The organism is Leptospira chreensis (assembly GCF_016919165.1).
GTDB lineage: Bacteria > Spirochaetota > Leptospiria > Leptospirales > Leptospiraceae > Leptospira_A > Leptospira_A chreensis.
The window spans coordinates 39,946-54,892 of sequence record NZ_JAFFPS010000010.1; the positions used below are offsets into that span (position 1 = coordinate 39,946).

The window sequence follows — 14,947 nt, forward strand, 5'->3', positions numbered from 1 at the left end:
TTACCCCTTTAGAGAACTAATCCGTTTCCTTTCATTGGAAGGAAGGATTCGTAAAACCTTTCTATACTTTGCAACTGTCCGACGGGCAATTTCAATTCCTTTTTTCTCCATAAGCTCAACGATATCTTGGTCGGACAATGGATTGTTTTCATCTTCGTCTTTGACCAAATTTCGAATGATTTCATGGATTTTTTTCGAACTTTCTTTTCCACCTTCTGCGGATTTAACCCCAGAAGAAAAAAACCATTTTAGTTCAAAAATACCCCAAGTGGTTTGAATGTATTTATTTGTTGTTATGCGAGAAATTGTAGATTCATGTAGGTTTAACTTTTCTGCGACTTCTTTTAGAGTGAGAGGTTTGATAAACCCAATCCCACCCCTGAAAAAATCCACCTGAAAATCGATAATACAACTCACCACACGTTGTAAGGTTTGTCTTCTTTGTTGGATGGAACGAATGAGCCACTGTGCCGAACTGTATTTGGTTTGAAAATATTCCTTTTCTTTGGGAGGGAGTTTATGATTTAAAAGTTCACGGTATTCTTCTTGGATCGAAAGTTTTGGCAACCACTCATCATTGATAAAAATATTAAATTCATTTCCGACTTCTTTGACAACTACGTCTGCAACCACATAATCAACTTTTCTTCCCTGGTAAGTTGTCGCAGGATAAGGTTCTAATTTTTTAATCAGTCTTGCTAAAGTTAGGATCTCTTCTTCAGTGATTTTTAGGTTTTTGGCAATTTTTTTATAATCAACTTTTTCTAAGTCCGATAAAAATTCACCGATCAATTGGTGTAAAAGTGTGTTATCTGGAAAAAGAATTTTGCCTTGAATGAGAAGGGTTTCTTGCATATCCTTCGCACCAATCCCGATGGGATCCAGCTCATTCACTACTTGCAAAACTCGCCTAACCTTTGATTCCTGATAGCCCATTTCCTTGGAAACGATGCCCAAATCATCGGTGATAAAACCTTTATCATCGATCATACTGATCAGGACTTCTCCAATTTCAAACTCTAACTTAGTCAGTTTGATCATTCTCAATTGGTTTAACAAATGTTCTTCTAAGGTTTCGCCGCGAGTGGATGACTCAATGTATTTTTGATTTCTGTCACTGGCTTCTGTATCATAAGACCTGGGGCCTTCCAAAGAATAGGAGTCCTGCCAATTCACATCGGTACTTTTTTCGTGATTCAATTTTTCTAATCGTTTTACTTCATCGATAGAAAAAAGTTCCGGCATTTTCGTTTTTTCATCCACACCCACTTCATCCAAAAGTGGATTCTCCAGAAGTTCGTTTTGGATTTTATCAGAAAGTTCTAAAGTAGATAAAGACAAAAGTTCGATGGACTGACGTAAGTCCTGGGTCATCACTAATTTTTGCGTTTGGCGTTGTGAAAGTGAAGCCCCGAGTTTCATTTATAGTTTAAAATCCTCACCCAAGTAAATTCGTCTTGTTTCTGGATCGCTGACCAAATCATCCGCAGTTCCGGAAATAAGAATCCGACCACTGTACATGATATAGGCTCTGTCAGTAATTTTTAACGTTTCTCTTACATTGTGGTCTGTGATCAAAATCCCAAGACCTCTATCTTTTAAGGATTGGATTACATTCTGAATGTCTTTCACCGCAATCGGATCCACACCAGCAAAAGGTTCGTCGAGAAGGATAAAGTCGGGATTGGTGACAAGGGCTCTTGCAATTTCACAGCGCCTTCTCTCTCCCCCAGAAAGAGTATATCCCTTTTGGTTGGCCACACGCATGATTTGTAATTCCATAAGGAGTTCATCCCGACGGCGAATGATTTCATCACCAGGAAGATTCATGGTTTCCAAAATGGCTTCTAAGTTTTCGGCAACTGTCAGTTTACGAAAGATACTGGCTTCTTGGGCTAAATACCCCACACCCATACGGGCTCGAATGTGCATGGGTGCTTTGGTCATGTCTTCATTATCAATAAACACATGACCTTCGTCAGGTGTCACAAACCCAACACTCATATAAAAACTTGTAGTTTTTCCGGCACCATTGGGGCCAAGAAGGCCAACAATTTCGCCTTTTTGAATATAAAAACTAACACCATCTACAACCTTACGCTTGTTATAGATTTTTACAAGATTCTCCATCCGAAACGTTTTTATATTCGGATCGATTTCTTTTTTTGCAGTTTGAGTTGCTGTTTTACTTTTTTTCGCCATTCGGTATTACCTTAAGTCCATCTGTCAGATAGGCTCTGTCCGATTTAGGAAAGAGGATGATTTTTCCCGCGGAAACTTTGGTGTTGTCTTTTACAAGAGTCGGATTCCCTTCTAAAACCAATTCATCCCTTTTTTCATAATAAGTTGCAAATTCACCGGTTGCTGTGGCAGTTTGTGTTTCTACTTGCACATCACCCCGAGCTACAGTTTCGAAACGTTCATCAAACCGTTCCAAAAAAACTGCCGTTAGTTGCCCACGTTCATTCAATTCTTTTTTATCTAAAAACACAATTCGAGGACTTTCCGTTAGATAGGAGTATCCTTTTTCTTTATCATAAGACAAAAGACCACCTTCCATTCTATAGGCGTTTTCACGATCCAAATAACTTACATTCCCCGTTGCTTTGATATCTTTATTATTACGACGACTTTCTAAAAGATTGGCTTTGAACTCAGAGGTCTTTCTATACATAAAAGCGTCCCCATTCATAGAGGTAAGAGTTTCTTTACCTTTATTTTGGTGAGTTAAAGTTTTTCCTGTAAATAAAGTCACCACACGTTCTTTGGTCGTGGTATCCTTTTCTTTGTCTTTTTTATTTTCATACGATACTTGGTAAATGGTCGCATCCCCATCCAATTGGATACTGCCTTCTTTCACAAAATAACTGAGAGTTTTCCCAATGAGAAAACGATTTTCGGAAAACAAAAAAGGTTCTCCTGCAAGATCAATCCGATCTTCTTTTTCAGAAAAAACAGCATCCTCACCAAACACTTGAAATTCGTCGGAAGTTACGACTACCTTTCCCGCTAAGTTTGTTTTTGCCTCTTCCAAATAACGAACGATGGATTGGCAGTGGATTCGAACCACCTTTCCATCTTTCTTTTGCACAAGAACGGGATTGTTTTCTAAACTGACAGTCCCTGCCATTTTATTATAAGTTCCTTTTGAGGCAGTCAGTGTGACCCCATTTTGAAAGTCTTCGACGATGACCTGACCTTTCAAATTTCCAACAAGAGCATCTTCCCCAATGATTTCAATTTCTCTCGCACTCAGTTTGATGGTTTTGTGCATAATATAAGCCCCACCACCTAAGATATATACCTTCATAGGAATTCCATTGATGGTACGTTCTTCTTGCGTTAGGCTACTTCCTCCCCAGAGCACAGGGATTTTATCATTTTTATCTTTTTTTTTCTCCGGAGTGAAAACCGAATTTTCTTTTTTTAAAAGATCTTCGGAACCATATAACACGGGTATAGGTGATGGATTTGCCCTAAGGATAGAACCAACAAATAGAAAAAAAAGAATTTGTTTTTTCATTGTTTTTCCTTAAGCGGGTTACTTCCCCCCACAGTCACAGCTTTCGGTTGGATGATGGTAAATTTGTTCAAACTTTTATCAGCCCGAAGACCTTTCCCGCGAATGGTGGTTCCATCGGAATAAACGAGGACATCATCTTCCGAAGCTAAGGTTTTTTCATCTAAATTATAAGTTAAGGATTCTGATTCGATGTATTTACCATCACTCGTTTTTAACCGAACCTTTCCACTAAGGACAACTGTTTTTGTGGAATGGTTGATTTCACCTCGGTCGCCCGTCATGGCAGAAGTTACATTTCCCTTCTCTAATTGTTTGAATTCAAAACCGTAAACGATCGTTTTGTTTTCTTTGGGAAATATATAAGATTCCGCACCTTTTAATTTCCACTCGAGTTCCCCAGATTCTTTATAAGAGGAACGAGAAAAGTTTCTCATAGAAACCATAGAACCCGATTCTTTTTCAGTTTCGACGCGAAGGTATTCCTTATCTTTGCAACTAACAATTGTCAAAAGAAAGAAAAGAACGAGTAACCTTCGCATCATAAAAGGTATTTTAATCCTCTAAAAATTTGGTTTTTACCAAACGATCCAATTCCAAAAGTTGAGTTAGCAGAGTTTTGGCTTTGGCTAAAGGAAACTGGGTGGTTGCATCAGAAAGTGCCTTTTCCGGATCAGGATGGACCTCCATAAACAGTCCTTCCACACCAACAGAAACCGCACCACGTACCATATGAGGAATGAATTCACGAACCCCACCAGTAATGTTTCCGGCAGCTCCAGGGAGTTGTGCCGAATGGGTGGCATCAAACACAATAGGGATTCCATGTTTGTGCATCATAGGAATGCCACGAAGGTCAAACACTAAGTTTCCATAACCGAAACTAGCTCCGCGTTCCGTGACCATATACTTCTCAGAACCTGACTCTTGGATTTTTGTTTTGATATGACGGGTGTCATCCGGTGCCATAAACTGACCCTTTTTTACATTCACCCATTTTCCTGTTTCTGCGGCCTTCGCAATTAGGTCTGTTTGGCGACTTAAGAAAGCAGGGATTTGAAATATGTCGACGGTGTCTTTTAAAGGATCCACTTGGATGGTCTCATGAATGTCTGTAAGGACAGGAACATTGTATTTATTTTTGATGAAATCAAGAAGTTTCCTTCCCTCATCTAACCCTGGACCACGATAAGAATTGATCGAAGAGCGATTGGCTTTGTCAAAAGAAGACTTAAAGATATACACAATCCCCAAATCATCACAGATGGCTTTCATCTCTCCGCAAACTCGGTCGAGTAAATCTTTGTTTTCCATTACACAAGGTCCGGAAATCAGAAAAAAGGGATTTCGACCCCCGATTTTTTTACCAAAAAAATCTCTTTCTTCAATTAAATCGTACATCTTAATCCTCCGTCTTTTTAGCTAGTTTGGATGCTGCTTTAATAAAACCCGCAAAGAGTGGATGCGGGTCGGTTGGTTTGGATTGGAATTCCGGATGGAACTGAACACCTACAAACCAAGGATGATTGGGAACTTCTACAATCTCCGCCAAACTTCCATCAGGTGAAAACCCAGCGAGATTCATTCCTTTTTTCTCAAAATCATCTTTATAACGCAAAGTGAATTCAAATCTATGTCTATGTCTTTCGGAAATTCGCTCTGACTTGTATTCCGAATAAGCAAGACTTCCTTTTTTGACCACACAAGGATAGGCACCAAGCCGCATCGTTCCGCCCATACGTTCGATTTCTTTTTGTTCTTCGATCATAGAAATCACAGGATAATTTACGTTAGGTTTAAATTCCGTAGAATTGGCATCTTTGAATCCAAGAACATTCCTTGCAAATTCGATGACAGCGCACTGCATCCCGAGACAAATTCCAAAAAATGGGATTTGTTTGGTTCTTGCGTATTGGATGGCAGCGATTTTTCCTTCAATTCCCCGTTCTCCAAATCCACCAGGAACCAAAACTCCATGAACGCCTTTTAGGTGTTCTTTTACATTTTTAGTATCGATATCTTCTGGATTGATTTTGATTACGACCACTTCAACATCATTGGCAATCCCACCATGAGCCAAAGACTCATACACGGAACGATAGGCATCTTGAAGAGAAATGTATTTCCCAATTAACGCTACTTTTACGGTCTTTTTCGTATTACGAATTTTTTTGACCATATTTTCCCACTGGGAAAAATTCAGTTTGCGAAGGTCCATTCCAAGGGCGTTCAGAACCACTTCATCCAACTTATCTTCACGATACATCAGAGGAATTTCATAGATGGAAGTTGTGATATCAACAGCTGAAATTACATTTTGTTCTTTTACGTTACAAAAGAGAGAAATTTTATTTTTCATCTCTTTGGACATAGGTTTGTTGATACGGCAAATTAGAACATCTGGTTGGATTCCAAGCGCCAACAATTCTTTTACTGAGTGTTGTGTGGGTTTGGTTTTTGCTTCCCCAGCCGCGGTGATGGTTGGGACAAGGGTTAGATGCAAAAACAAAACTTGGCTCCCGCCATGTTCGTATCGCATTTGTCGAATCGCTTCTAGGAAAGGGACTGACTCGATGTCCCCTACGGTTCCACCAATCTCAACGATCACAAAATCTGTCTCTTGATCGCGTGTTAGGTTATAAATTCGACTTCGAATTTCATTGGTGATATGTGGTACAACCTGTACGGTTCTTCCTAAATAATCACCTTTTCTTTCTCTTTCAATGACGGCGTGGTAAATTTGCCCTGTGGATACAGAATTCTTTCTAGAGAATTTTGATTTTGTAAATCGTTCGTAGTATCCTAAGTCAAGATCGGTCTCTGCTCCGTCTTCCGTAACATACACTTCCCCATGTTGGTACGGACTCATTGTACCTGGGTCGATGTTGATGTAAGGATCCATTTTTTGTAAAGAGACGGTATAACCTCTGGCTTCTAACAAACAACCTAGAGCCGCAACGGTGACCCCTTTTCCTAAAGAAGAGGAAACTCCACCGGTAATGAATATATATCTAGTCTTGGACAAACTGGACCTCAAAAAAGAATGTTTTTTACAGACTGGCGGGATTTGGGTCCAAAATCAATACGTTTAGGAAGGAGATTTGGCTTTTTCTAAAATCTTCGTTGTGGATTTTCCTACAACGAAAGGTAAAATTTGAATATCCGCTCCCATCTCTTTTAAAATCTGGTATTCCGGCAGGGTTTCGACTTGGTAATCTCCTCCCTTAGAATGAACGGATGGTTTCACTTTTTTTAAAATTTCCAAAGGAGTATCTTCTGCAAAAGAAGATACAAAATCCACTGAGGAAAGGCCTGCAAGCACAAGCATTCTGTCTTCACAACTATTGATGGGTCTGGACTCCCCTTTCAGTCGCCTAACACTAGCATCCGAATTGACACCAATCCATAGTAAATCTCCTAAATCCCTAGCTTGGGCCAAATAGCTCACATGGCCCGGATGTAGGATGTCAAAACAACCGTTGGTAAAAACAATTCGTTTCCCTTCCAAAAGTTTTCTTTGGGTTTCGATTTCTTCTGGTGTGATGATTTTTGCATTTAGATGGGAGAAAAAACTCATATTATCCTTCCAAATATCCTAAAGTTTGGAGAGCATCTTCAATTTCGGTCACTGTCACCGTTGCCGCACCTAACTTACCAACAACGATCCCTGCACTCACATTGGAGATGAGAGCCGCATCGGCAATGGGCATTCCCGTAGCAACAAAAGCAGTGTAGGTGGTAATGACCGTATCTCCCGCTCCTGTCACATCAAAAACTTCTTTGGCAACAGTGGGAATATGATAAAAGGAATCTGTTTTTCTTTCATAGATGGACATTCCTTTTTCACCCCGAGTGATCATCATGGCATCCGGTGTGAGTGAGGTTGTGATTTCCCGACATGCAGTTTCAATTTCTGCATCAGTATTCAGTTTTCGGCCCAAAGCTTTGCCTGCTTCATGGTGGTTCGGGGTCATGATATGTATATTTTTATATAAGAAAAAATGACTTACTTGCGGGTCCACTGTCACAATTTTATTTTCCCTGTTACAAAGGGCTATGACAGATTGAATGAGGGAAGGAGTTAAATACCCTTTGTCGTAATCCGAAAGGATGACTGCCGAACATTCTTTTAATTTATTTTCAAATTGGGTGAGGATGGACTTTTCTTCTTCGGTTGTGAGGGGCACCACTTCTTCCCGATCCACTCGACAAATCTGTTGGTGGGTGGCAATGATTCTTGTTTTTAGAATGGTGGGAAGTTTCTCTGATTTTAATAAAACTAAATCTTTTGGAGTTACGGAATTTCCAAGGAGAAGCCTCTCTAAAGAGTCCCCGGCTTTGTCCTTTCCAATCCTTCCAAAAACCACACCCGATACACCAATCGCAGAAAGGTTCTGAACGACATTGCCCGATCCACCTAAGGATTGTTTTTCGTTTCGAACCCAAACCACAGGAACCGGCGCTTCCGGGGAAATCCTTTCCACAGAACCAATCAAATACTCATCTAAAATCAAATCTCCGATCACAAGCACTTTGATTTTGCCTAAATCCTCAAAAGATTTATGAAGTGAAGTTTTCTTTATTTTCAACAAAGCCAGATCCTTGAATTGGTTTACAACTAAACAGAGAATCTAAAACCTTTCTCTGTGTCAACCTTCCCCTTACCTCTCTTTCCGCTACCGGATGTATTTCTGTTTCCGGGAATGTTTTTGCCCCTCCATATCTTCGAACCAAGGTATCGGATGATGCTCGATTTTTGTATGGAAAATGGCGGAGAACTCGGAATGGCACCTTATCCCAAAAATTGGATTGGACTTGGCCTGCCTCCCATTCCCGAAGTGGTGGGTTATGGGCATATCATTCAAAAAGAATCCCTTCCCGACGGAAGATCCAATATCATTTTAGAAGGAATCGGAACCGCGGAAATTGTGAGTTTGGATTCCACAGAACCTTTTTATATTGCTCAGATTGTCCGCCGGGAACACGAACGGAACAAAAATGTTTCGGAAAGTTTAAAAGAAAAAATTGAAGAACTACTGGTTCTCACCAAACGGATCTTACTTGCCGAAGGTGCCGAAGAAGACCTCATTCTTAAGATGAACCAAATATTGGTACATCCTTACCCTGTGGATTTTATTGCTTCTTTGATTTATTTCGACTTCAAAACCAAACAAACTATTTTAGAAACCACTCATCTAGAAACCAAAGCAGACCTTTTAAAGACTGTATTACTTGGTCTTAATTTGAGTGAGTAGAAGGTTTTGCTTTTAACTCTGCCACTAAAAATAAAAACTCCGGTAAGTCTGTAGCCGTTTCTCGAAAAAACACCCGAGGGTTTGTTTCTTTCGCATTCAAATACAGATAACTCGAATTTTCCTTTCGGATGTAGGCTCTTTCCAAATAATGATTGGTTTGGGAATAATGCAAAAAATCTTTCATCAAATCACTGATCGCTACATCACCATCACTCTGTTTGTTTGTGGCTGAAAAAAATATGGATGTAGTTTCTTTATCTTGTTTTTCCCAATGGAACTCTGTCGCCCAGTGGCCTTTGCCACCAAACTCAGTGAGAGGTGGGACCATATCCGTCACGAGATTCGGAATAAATTCCAAAGACTCCCAAGGCACCCCTTTGCCTAAAAAATTCACCTTAGCAAGGTAGGACTTCCAATGTTTGGAGAGTCCCTTCACTTGGAGTTTGGGTAGAGATAAGGTTTCCCGTAAAAAACCTCTTAAGGTCAAAAATCCTAGGAAACCTAAATGCACCTGCGAAACGGATTGGAAGTCCCAGACTTCTTCCTGTTTCAAAGTAGATAAAAACAAGGAATCCATCGCATAAAAGTCCTGGTGTTGGTAGGGGTAAAAAACGCCTGTAGATGAGGAAACTAAAGATCCGTCCGATCGATTCACAATTAGAGTATCGACTGGAGGAGAAAAACAGAAGAGTAAAAACCGCCCGCAAGGTGCGGGCGATCTAGAAAATTAAACTCTCTTAATCAGCAGTATACAAAGTTGTGATTTTATCTTTGTATTTTTCCGTGATCAAGTGGCGTTTCATTTTGAACAGGTTTGTCAATTCATCACCCACTTCAAACGGTTTGGTAATGAGGATGAACGGAGTCACTTGTTCAAAAGACTTAAATCCAGTTTTGGTATTGTTGAGTGCCTTAATTTCTTTTTTGTAGAAATCAAGAACCTTCGGGTGGTCGATGAGTTTCTGTTTGTCCGTCTCAGAAACTCCATTTTCCTTGGCCCACTCGGTCAATTTGTCGAAATCGGGAACCACCAGGGCGCCCAAATTCTTTTGGTCTTGGCCAATGACCATAACTTGCGCAATGAATGGAGATTCGGTGAGTTTGTCTTCGATCGGAACCGGTTCTACGTTTTCACCACCCAGAAGAACCACGGTATCTTTCGCACGACCAGTAATGGTAAGGGTCTTTTTGAAATTGAACATTCCAATATCTCCCGTATCCATCCAACCGTCTTTCAGAACTTTCGCAGTGGTTTCAGGATTTTTATAGTATCCTTTCATCACTTGTGGTCCACGAATATGGATGACCCCACGAGCTCCGTATTTACCAGAAATGAGTTTTTGGTTGGCATCCACGTGAGTGAGAACCTTACCCAAATCATCTCGAATTTGTACGGAAGTTTCTGGAGTGACAAGACCCACAGAACCTTGGACTAACTTTTTGAAAGTTCTTACAGAAATGACCGGAGATGTTTCCGTCATTCCATAACCTTCAAGTACGTTGATTCCAATATCATTAAAGAATGCATCCACATGTCTTTGGAGAGCACCACCACCGGAAACAGAAGCTTTTAGTTCCCCACCAGTAGCTTCTCTAATTTTAGAGAGTACGACCAAATCCAGTAAGAAGTAAGGAACGGCTAAAACAATCGCCACAACCAAATAGTAGAATCCTCTAAAAAGAGAAACGATAGGATTTCTTCCTACATAGTCGACTTGGTTTCCTTTCAAAAACCTTATGGCGGCATTGAAATGTTTGGAGAAAAAATAAGCCATATTGAACAAACCACGGCGGATCGCAGGTGTTTGTTTTGGATCATTGATTCTTGTATAAATTCCATTATAGATACTTTCCCAAAGTCTAGGAGCTGATGCCATAAAAGTCGGTTTTGACTTTTTCATATCATCACGAAGGTCACGGACATTGGTATAGTATGTAGCACAACCGGCAGCAATCGCTAGGTATTCAAACACCCTTTCAAATACGTGCCAAACAGGAAGAATGGATAACATCCTTTCATCTTTTTTGATTTCGATCATGCTGTTTAGAATGACAGAAGTTTGGTGGATCATGTTGCTATGTTTCAACATTACACCTTTTGGCATACCAGTGGTTCCGGAAGTGTAAATGATGGTAAAAAGATCATCAGGAGCAATGGCTTTCATTCGCTCTTCTGCTTTTTTTGAACCTTTCGCACGAAGTTCCGCACCTTTTTCAATCAGTTCATATAACTTCAGAACACCAGTTGCTGTGGATTTTTTATCCATAACAATTAGAGTCTTTGCATATTCTAATTGAGAGCGGTTCTTTTGAAACTTCTCTAACATTTTGTCATTTTCTAAGAAAACAACTTTGGCTTCACAATGATTTAGAATATAAGCAATTTCTGAATCGGTAATGTCTGTTCCTCTCGGAACATCACAAGCACCACTCATGAGAATTCCATAATCGGAAACAATCCACTCCAATCGGTTATCTGCAAGCAAGGCAACATTTTCTTTCGCGGATACACCCAAATCAATGAGAGCTTCTGCTAAGTTGATACCAAGATCATATACTTCTTGAAAAGTGACGGGTTTATAGGACTTAGATTCGTCTTTACTAACGAACGCGGGGCGGTTCCCAAATTTTTCAGCACTCTGCTGGAAGAGTTCGGGCAAATTGGCTGGCATTATTCTGACTCCTTTCTCAAAAGAAAACGTAAAAAGGTATCTTTAAGGGACTTTTTTAACGAACATGAGTCAAGACATTTTCAATCTTGTCATTGAAATCAAGGGAAAATCAAAATGTTGTTTCGCATTGCACAATTATGGCAGATCCGACGCGGCCCATACATGAGATCGAATGACAAGCCCGGAAAGGTCGGACGGGACAAGTCCATACTGGCGATAGACAATCTTACCCGACCGATCAAATACAAGTAGGCATGGAATTCCCTCCACTTGATAAAAATCAGTCATTTTCCAGTCTTTATCTAGTAAGGTGGGATAACTCATTTTCAAAAGGTTCATATCTTTTTTGATTTTTTCAATGGGTTCTGTTGTATCCGTATTGATCCCACGAAATACAAAATCCTTTTCGGAAACAGAAGACTTCCACTCGTTGATGGTAGGAACTGCCTTGGCACAGGGTTCACACCAAGTGGCCCAAAAATCTAGAACCAAAACCTTTCCCTTAAAATCTTCCAATGTTTCTGTTCCACCTGTGAGGTTCGGAAGGGGTTCGGGATAAAATTCACTGACTGTCCCTTGGGGTTTACAAAAAAAGAGCGATAGGATACAGATCAGATAAAATCTGGATCTAAGGTTCCAAAAAGCCTGGGTCATTAAATTTGAATTCATTGATTTATAATTACTTCTCCAATTTAGACGAATGGAATGATTACGTAAAGGGAAACTGGTCAGGAAAAGGAATTTCGATGATTCCTTCCACTGCAGAACCCTATGAAACGGGAGATGAAACAACCGTTACTTGGAAGGCAAACCCGAAAGAAACCAAATCTAGGTTCAAGCGAGGAAAGACTGAATTTTCTCTGGTTTGGATTCTAGAATCTCCCGTGCTCTGTGACAGGATCAAACTGACTGCAGAAGGACAAAATTGGGAATGCGAAATTCAAGCCATGACACGGGATCGTTTCCATCTGCATGTCCTTCCCAAATCGGACAAATCCAAAATTCTCTACTCAGGGGTTGTGACCAAAAAAAAAGGACTATTCTCCTTCCTCTAACACCTTTCGAAACACATCTTCTGTGATCTTGGCTGCATTTTCCCAAGTAAAACTTTCGATCGATACCGTAGGCGGTGTCGGATTCTCAAAAAACTTTTTGATAGCCAAGGCCCAAAGTTTTGCATCCTCCCTGGTTTGGTAAGGAAGGTAGGTCACTCCGTCTTTTCCAATTTCATGGAAGGTAGGGATATCGGATACCACACAATTCAATCCATGAAAGATGGCCTCTACCATAGGAATTCCAAATCCTTCGTATTTGCTGGCAAAAGCAAAAAGACCCGCTCTTTTGTAGAGGTGTTGCAATTCAGAATCAGAAACAGAATCCAATATATGAATGTCTTTATACAAGGTACGCTCTTGTAGTAATTCTTCGATAAACTCAGGAGACTCCCAACCTATTTTTCCTACGATCACCCACGGCCTGTAGTGATGGGGATCCAGTTTGCGATACTCACGAAAGACTTCGAGTAAAAACGGATAATTTTTTCTAGGTTCAATTGTAGATACAGATAACAAATAGTCAGTGCCTAAATCTTTCACCCGATTGGAAGGTTTGGTTTCCAAAAGATTTGTCATCTCTATTGGATTCACACCGGGATAAGAGACCCCCGTTTGGTTTAAGGGATATCCAAATTTACGACACATATCATCACTTGTTTGTTTGGAAATAGATAGGATAAAACTAGATCGCCTAACAGAATAACTTTGAAATAATCTTTGTTGGACTTTTGCAATCCAACGCATGGTCTCTGGATACAAATACAAAACCAAATCACAATATGTAAGCACTGCTTTTAAACTTCTAGGCAAAAAGGGAGGTAATACTTGTTGCGAACCCCAAAACAAATCCAATCGGTGTTTGAGTAAGTAAAACGGAACAAAAAGATTGTAATACAACCCCCCTTTCCATTTTAAAAAACCGCCACCAGAAACCCAAGTCACATTGGGCAAACTCAAAACAGCTTTGTGATCCTCGTGGATGGGCAAATGAGAAAATAAAAAGAAATCATATTCTTCTTTATGCGGGAATGCCTTTAAGGTTTCAGCAATGAGTCGTCCCACTCCAGAAACCCTTGTAGACAAAGGCCTTGCGTCGAGACCAATCCTTTTGGTGGGTCTTACCATCGTTCCTTTACCTTAAGTGATAATTGGTGGAAATCTATTTTGGATTCTAAATACTGGATCGCTGTTTTTTTTCCCGCGACCAATCCGTAAGAAAGTGTTTGTGCCTGGTTGAATTGATACCCTTTGTCCTTCAAAGGAAAACAGGTGAAATTTTCTTCATCGAGTAAGGCAATTCCCCCGCAAATATCCCATTCATTTTTGGGTTTTAGGGAGACAATGAGATCGATAAATCCGGCAGACAGTAGTCCCAGTTTATAAGCGATACTTCCCATCGAACGAATCTCAAAATCCTCATGCCAAAAGGAATCAGAAAAGAGGCCCTCTTTCATTTCGGATAAGGATACAAGCAGGATGGGTTTTTCTGCGACCGGCTTTGATTCCTCTAACGGGTGCAATACGGAACCACTTTCCACAAGTAAGGTTCTAAAATTTTCCTCTGTAGCAAAAGGAGGATGTAATTTGGCAAAAAAGGTATTTCTGTTTTTAGAAAAAAACTCACCCGTGGCAGGATTGAAAATCACTCCCCAAATGGCTTCGCCGTTACGAACAAGGCCCAAACTGAGAGCAAACTGGTCATTTTTTTTAACAAACTCGCGAGTGCCATCAATGGGATCTAAAATCCAAACCCACTCCTTATCCAAACGGCTGTTTGTATCTAACTTCTCTTCCGATAAAAATCCATGGCCCGGAAACCGGTGGGAAATTTTTTCGAAAAGAAACTCACTCGCAAATAAATCTGCTTCTGTGACAGGATCATTCCCACCTTTGTCCCGAATCTGAAAGTCCGATTTATAAATAGAAAGGATTGAGTCCCCAACAGATAATACCCACCGCCAAACTTCCCTAAAATCGTTTTCTTCCATTCCGCCCTTATTAAAAAAACTAATTCTTCTTTTCTTCTTTGTGTGCGTTTGACCCGAGGTCTACACCTTCCGGTTTCTCCAAAACAATTTCTTCTGAGGGAGAAGTTACATAGGTCTCAGGATCTACTGGAAATAGATATTGAAAATAATAGTTCTTATATTTTACAAAAAAAGTATTGGTTCCTTCCGAACGTTCGGACTGTAAGTCCTGAAATTTTAGATCTTTTAAATCTTTTTTAGGATTGGCTAGACGTTTTGATAATGTACTACGAACAGAACTCACCAAATTGGTTTCAAAATTCTTTTTTCTCTGTTCTTCGGTTAGTTTTGGATTTCTAAGATAATCTTCTAGTTTAGTAAACTCTTCCGCCAAACCGGTGTTTTGCTCTGCATAGACAAACGTTACCGGAAATAATACAACCATACATAAAATCCAAACTCGTTTCATTGCCGTTCC

The 14,947-nt window shown here is 40.1% G+C and carries 16 protein-coding genes; 2 read left to right on the forward strand and 14 right to left on the reverse strand.

Annotated features, from left to right (window positions below; translation table 11 throughout):
- The 8 genes from rpoN to rfaE1 all read right to left on the reverse strand — a co-directional run bounded on the left by rpoN (nucleotide 1) and on the right by rfaE1 (nucleotide 8,112).
- On the reverse strand, nucleotides 1-1,422 hold the full coding sequence (rpoN, locus tag JWG41_RS03195; RefSeq protein WP_205268512.1) for an RNA polymerase factor sigma-54: 1,422 nt from the start codon (nucleotides 1,420-1,422) through the stop codon (nucleotides 1-3).
- Nucleotides 1,423-2,130, reverse strand: a complete 708-nt coding sequence (gene lptB, locus JWG41_RS03200; protein ID WP_205268647.1) for an LPS export ABC transporter ATP-binding protein — start codon at nucleotides 2,128-2,130, stop codon at nucleotides 1,423-1,425.
- 55 nt (nucleotides 2,131-2,185) lie between these two features.
- Nucleotides 2,186-3,523 carry an LptA/OstA family protein gene (locus JWG41_RS03205; RefSeq protein ID WP_205268513.1) on the reverse strand — a complete coding sequence of 446 codons (1,338 nt, stop codon included), beginning with the start codon at nucleotides 3,521-3,523 and terminating at the stop codon, nucleotides 2,186-2,188.
- Complete coding sequence (gene lptC / locus JWG41_RS03210) at nucleotides 3,520-4,065, reverse strand: LPS export ABC transporter periplasmic protein LptC (protein ID WP_205268514.1); 546 nt, start codon at nucleotides 4,063-4,065, stop codon at nucleotides 3,520-3,522. The genes JWG41_RS03205 and lptC overlap by 4 nt, the downstream gene beginning before the upstream one ends.
- Before the next feature lie 10 nt (nucleotides 4,066-4,075).
- The gene (gene kdsA, locus JWG41_RS03215) at nucleotides 4,076-4,921 is read right to left on the reverse strand and encodes a 3-deoxy-8-phosphooctulonate synthase (RefSeq protein WP_205268515.1); all 846 of its coding nucleotides are present in this window, start codon (nucleotides 4,919-4,921) and stop codon (nucleotides 4,076-4,078) included.
- Nucleotide 4,922: 1 nt separating this feature from the next.
- Nucleotides 4,923-6,545 (reverse strand): CTP synthase, encoded by a 1,623-nt coding sequence (locus JWG41_RS03220; RefSeq protein WP_205268516.1) that lies wholly within the window; start codon nucleotides 6,543-6,545, stop codon nucleotides 4,923-4,925.
- A 63-nt stretch (nucleotides 6,546-6,608) separates the two neighbouring features.
- The gene (gene rfaE2, locus JWG41_RS03225) at nucleotides 6,609-7,097 is read right to left on the reverse strand and encodes a D-glycero-beta-D-manno-heptose 1-phosphate adenylyltransferase (RefSeq protein ID WP_205268517.1); all 489 of its coding nucleotides are present in this window, start codon (nucleotides 7,095-7,097) and stop codon (nucleotides 6,609-6,611) included.
- A gap of 1 nt (nucleotide 7,098) precedes the next feature.
- Nucleotides 7,099-8,112: a D-glycero-beta-D-manno-heptose-7-phosphate kinase gene (gene rfaE1, locus JWG41_RS03230; protein WP_408611702.1), complete on the reverse strand. Its 1,014-nt coding sequence runs from the start codon at nucleotides 8,110-8,112 to the stop codon at nucleotides 7,099-7,101.
- Nucleotides 8,113-8,223: 111 nt separating this feature from the next.
- On the opposite strand from rfaE1, the gene JWG41_RS03235 reads away from it, so the two are divergent.
- On the forward strand, nucleotides 8,224-8,775 hold the full coding sequence (locus tag JWG41_RS03235; RefSeq protein WP_232373664.1) for an LON peptidase substrate-binding domain-containing protein: 552 nt from the start codon (nucleotides 8,224-8,226) through the stop codon (nucleotides 8,773-8,775).
- Here JWG41_RS03235 and JWG41_RS03240 read toward each other — a convergent pair.
- From JWG41_RS03240 to JWG41_RS03250, 3 genes are all read right to left on the reverse strand, one after another.
- Nucleotides 8,759-9,430, reverse strand: a complete 672-nt coding sequence (locus JWG41_RS03240) for an LIC11631 family protein (RefSeq protein WP_205268520.1) — start codon at nucleotides 9,428-9,430, stop codon at nucleotides 8,759-8,761. The genes JWG41_RS03235 and JWG41_RS03240 overlap by 17 nt on opposite strands.
- Before the next feature lie 82 nt (nucleotides 9,431-9,512).
- Nucleotides 9,513-11,447 (reverse strand): AMP-dependent synthetase/ligase, encoded by a 1,935-nt coding sequence (locus JWG41_RS03245; RefSeq protein WP_205268521.1) that lies wholly within the window; start codon nucleotides 11,445-11,447, stop codon nucleotides 9,513-9,515.
- Between the two features lie 135 nt (nucleotides 11,448-11,582).
- Entirely contained in the window at nucleotides 11,583-12,116 is a 534-nt protein-coding gene (locus tag JWG41_RS03250; RefSeq protein ID WP_205268522.1) for a TlpA family protein disulfide reductase, read from the reverse strand.
- On the opposite strand from JWG41_RS03250, the gene JWG41_RS03255 reads away from it, so the two are divergent.
- The gene (locus tag JWG41_RS03255; RefSeq protein WP_232373645.1) at nucleotides 12,107-12,502 is read left to right on the forward strand and encodes a hypothetical protein; all 396 of its coding nucleotides are present in this window, start codon (nucleotides 12,107-12,109) and stop codon (nucleotides 12,500-12,502) included. The two genes, JWG41_RS03250 and JWG41_RS03255, sit on opposite strands and share 10 nt — an antisense overlap.
- Here JWG41_RS03255 and JWG41_RS03260 read toward each other — a convergent pair.
- From JWG41_RS03260 to JWG41_RS03270, 3 genes are read right to left on the reverse strand one after another with little or no spacing between them, the layout of a single operon-like run.
- Nucleotides 12,485-13,627: a glycosyltransferase family 4 protein gene (locus JWG41_RS03260; RefSeq protein WP_205268523.1), complete on the reverse strand. Its 1,143-nt coding sequence runs from the start codon at nucleotides 13,625-13,627 to the stop codon at nucleotides 12,485-12,487. The genes JWG41_RS03255 and JWG41_RS03260 overlap by 18 nt on opposite strands.
- Nucleotides 13,621-14,490 carry a 3'(2'),5'-bisphosphate nucleotidase CysQ gene (locus JWG41_RS03265; protein WP_205268524.1) on the reverse strand — a complete coding sequence of 290 codons (870 nt, stop codon included), beginning with the start codon at nucleotides 14,488-14,490 and terminating at the stop codon, nucleotides 13,621-13,623. Before JWG41_RS03265 ends, JWG41_RS03260 begins: the two co-directional genes overlap by 7 nt.
- A gap of 19 nt (nucleotides 14,491-14,509) precedes the next feature.
- Nucleotides 14,510-14,938, reverse strand: coding sequence for an LIC11625 family surface-exposed protein (locus JWG41_RS03270; RefSeq protein ID WP_205268525.1), 429 nt, complete (start codon nucleotides 14,936-14,938; stop codon nucleotides 14,510-14,512).
- Between the last annotated feature and the right edge of the window lie 9 nt (nucleotides 14,939-14,947).

What these genes read in the sequence shown, in the direction of transcription:
- JWG41_RS03265 (WP_205268524.1), bottom strand. Translation starts at nt 14,490, where the DNA reads ATGGAAGAAAACGATTTTAGGGAAGTTTGGCGGTGGGTATTATCTGTT.
- lptB (WP_205268647.1), bottom strand. Translation starts at nt 2,130, where the DNA reads ATGGAGAATCTTGTAAAAATCTATAACAAGCGTAAGGTTGTAGATGGT.
- JWG41_RS03250 (WP_205268522.1), bottom strand. Translation starts at nt 12,116, where the DNA reads ATGAATTCAAATTTAATGACCCAGGCTTTTTGGAACCTTAGATCCAGA.
- JWG41_RS03260 (WP_205268523.1), bottom strand. Translation starts at nt 13,627, where the DNA reads ATGGTAAGACCCACCAAAAGGATTGGTCTCGACGCAAGGCCTTTGTCT.
- rfaE2 (WP_205268517.1), bottom strand. Translation starts at nt 7,097, where the DNA reads ATGAGTTTTTTCTCCCATCTAAATGCAAAAATCATCACACCAGAAGAA.
- JWG41_RS03235 (WP_232373664.1), top strand. Translation starts at nt 8,224, where the DNA reads ATGTTTTTGCCCCTCCATATCTTCGAACCAAGGTATCGGATGATGCTC.
- JWG41_RS03245 (WP_205268521.1), bottom strand. Translation starts at nt 11,447, where the DNA reads ATGCCAGCCAATTTGCCCGAACTCTTCCAGCAGAGTGCTGAAAAATTT.
- JWG41_RS03270 (WP_205268525.1), bottom strand. Translation starts at nt 14,938, where the DNA reads ATGAAACGAGTTTGGATTTTATGTATGGTTGTATTATTTCCGGTAACG.
- JWG41_RS03205 (WP_205268513.1), bottom strand. Translation starts at nt 3,523, where the DNA reads ATGAAAAAACAAATTCTTTTTTTTCTATTTGTTGGTTCTATCCTTAGG.
- rpoN (WP_205268512.1), bottom strand. Translation starts at nt 1,422, where the DNA reads ATGAAACTCGGGGCTTCACTTTCACAACGCCAAACGCAAAAATTAGTG.
- lptC (WP_205268514.1), bottom strand. Translation starts at nt 4,065, where the DNA reads ATGATGCGAAGGTTACTCGTTCTTTTCTTTCTTTTGACAATTGTTAGT.
- kdsA (WP_205268515.1), bottom strand. Translation starts at nt 4,921, where the DNA reads ATGTACGATTTAATTGAAGAAAGAGATTTTTTTGGTAAAAAAATCGGG.